Origin of the sequence: Shigella sp. FC1967 (assembly GCF_001743005.1) — a bacterium.
Lineage (GTDB): Bacteria > Pseudomonadota > Gammaproteobacteria > Enterobacterales > Enterobacteriaceae > Proteus.
The window spans coordinates 1-2,039 of sequence record NZ_MIIZ01000902.1 but is presented as its reverse complement, the minus strand read 5'-3'; the positions used below and the strand labels follow the sequence as shown (position 1 = coordinate 2,039).

The 2,039-nt window shown below is 37.5% G+C and carries 3 protein-coding genes; all 3 read left to right on the top strand.

Features of this window, described 5'->3' with window-relative positions; all coding sequences use genetic code 11:
* Positions 1-7: 7 nt before the first annotated feature.
* From BHE89_RS15590 to BHE89_RS15580, 3 genes are read left to right on the top strand one after another with little or no spacing between them, the layout of a single operon-like run.
* The gene (locus BHE89_RS15590; RefSeq protein ID WP_171742515.1) at positions 8-649 is read left to right on the top strand and encodes a CsgG/HfaB family protein; all 642 of its coding nucleotides are present in this window, start codon (positions 8-10) and stop codon (positions 647-649) included.
* Positions 650-672: 23 nt separating this feature from the next.
* The gene (locus tag BHE89_RS15585) at positions 673-1,026 is read left to right on the top strand and encodes a DUF4810 domain-containing protein (protein WP_069369546.1); all 354 of its coding nucleotides are present in this window, start codon (positions 673-675) and stop codon (positions 1,024-1,026) included.
* Entirely contained in the window at positions 1,023-1,679 is a 657-nt protein-coding gene (locus BHE89_RS15580) for a DUF799 domain-containing protein (RefSeq protein ID WP_069369547.1), read from the top strand. The genes BHE89_RS15585 and BHE89_RS15580 overlap by 4 nt, the downstream gene beginning before the upstream one ends.
* Positions 1,680-2,039 lie beyond the last annotated feature (360 nt).

Sequence of the window (2,039 nt, the reverse complement as noted above, 5' to 3'; positions counted from 1 at the left end):
TTTGATTATGATTTCTGCTTCATTACTAGCAGGATGTGCATCAGAATCTTCACGCTCTTTAGATGTTGCTAAAGTTGCAACCTATAACACAACGTATACAGGTACTAAGAGCGCTATTTCTATTGGTAAGTTTGATAACCGTTCTAGTTATATGAATGGAATATTCTCTGATGGCGTGGATAGATTAGGAAATCAATCTAAAACTATTTTAATGACGCATTTGCAACAAACAGGGCGTTTTAATGTATTAGACAGAGCCAATTTATCTGAATTAAAAGAAGAAGCGGGTATTAAAGGGCAAAGCCAACAATTGAAAGGCGCTACTTATGTGATCACAGGCGATGTGACAGAATTTGGTCGTAAAGAAGTCGGTGATCGTCAATTATTCGGTATTTTAGGTCGCGGTAAAACACAAGTTGCTTACGCAAAAGTGAATTTAAACGTTGTGAATGTGAATACATCAGAAGTGGTATTTTCATCTCAAGGAGCGGGTGAATACGAGCTTTCTAACCGTGAAATTATTGGGTTTGGTGGTACAGCCAGCTATGACTCAACACTTAACGGTAAAGTCCTTGATCTCGCGATCCGTGAAGCCGTTAATAACTTAGTCGCAGGTATTGAGAGTAATGCTTGGCAGCCTTCAAAATAATCTATATTTATAAGGATATAACGATGTCTAAATCATTAATAAGCCTTATTTTTGGGGCATTATTACTGACGGGCTGCGCTAGTGGCTCTAAACCACTTTATAACTGGGACAGTTATCAACAAGTGGTATATCAGCACTATCAACAAAGTGAAAGTGATCCTCAAGCACAAATTGATGCATTGAAGAAAAGTATTGAGCTTTCTCGTGCTAAATCATTAGGTATTCCACCAGGATTACATGCGCATTTAGGGATGTTATATAGTGCGACGGGGGCATTAGATCTAGCGATGGCCGAATTTAATGAAGAAAAAGTACTTTACCCTGAATCAGCGGAATTTATGGATCGCCTGATGAAAAATAAAGGAATACAAAAATGAGCCGCTTATTCACTTTAATTTGCTTGGCTTTTGCGTTGGTATTAACGGGATGTGCTCAGCCAGTTAAAACAGATTACACTGCATTTAAACAGAGTAAGCCAAAAAGCATTTTAGTCTTAGTACCTCAAAACCACACAACGGAAGTCGGAGCGGAGCACAGTTTCTTATCTCAAGTGACATACCCTTTGGCAGAAGCGGGATATTATGTTTTCCCTGTTGCTGTTGTTGAAGAGACATTTAAGCAAAATGGTTTATCCATGGCTGGAGATATTCATGCAGTAAGTCCTAATAAACTACGTGAAATCTTTGGTGCTGATGCTGTTTTATACTTAGATATCATAGAATTTGGAACGTCATATAAAATTATTTCTAGTGATACGCGAGTGACTGTTACTGCAAAGCTTGTTGATCTTCGTCATGGTGGCGTGTTGTGGAGTGGTTCTGCAACGGCATCAAGTACAGAAACTGAAGGTTCGTCAGGTAGTTTAATCGGAATATTGGTTTCGGCTGTTGTGAATCAAATTGTGAATACGGTATCAGATAAAAGCTACCAAATCGCGGGCATAACAAGTGTACGTTTGCTTTCAGCCGGAAATGCAAACGGTATTCTATATGGTCCCCGTTCTCCAAGTTATGGTAAAGATGCTGAATAAGCAACTACAATAAAATAAGTATTATAACGATAAGGCTCTGTTTGATGAATTTAAAATAAGCAGAGCCTTATTTTATTCAAGGATAATCATTATTCTTATTTGATGTTGCGTAATACTACCTATATTTATCACAGAATAAGTATGAAATAGAGAGTAAATAAAAAAGAGGCATTGTTATTGAAAAGATAAACCATCCTTGGTTGCTGGTCCGTTTCCCTCCGTGGTTAATAATCCATAATTCGGGTATATAAAAGAGACTGACCAAATAAGAGAAACGTCAATTAGAATAAGATAAGGTATGGGGGGGATGCTATCTTTCCTTGTAATTATAGCGACCTTTTATTCTTTAAAATATGTCCT

Excerpts from the sequence above, each read along its gene's own strand:
- BHE89_RS15585 (WP_069369546.1), top strand. The coding sequence starts at position 673 with ATGTCTAAATCATTAATAAGCCTTATTTTTGGGGCATTATTACTGACG.
- BHE89_RS15580 (WP_069369547.1), top strand. The coding sequence starts at position 1,023 with ATGAGCCGCTTATTCACTTTAATTTGCTTGGCTTTTGCGTTGGTATTA.
- BHE89_RS15590 (WP_171742515.1), top strand. The coding sequence starts at position 8 with ATGATTTCTGCTTCATTACTAGCAGGATGTGCATCAGAATCTTCACGC.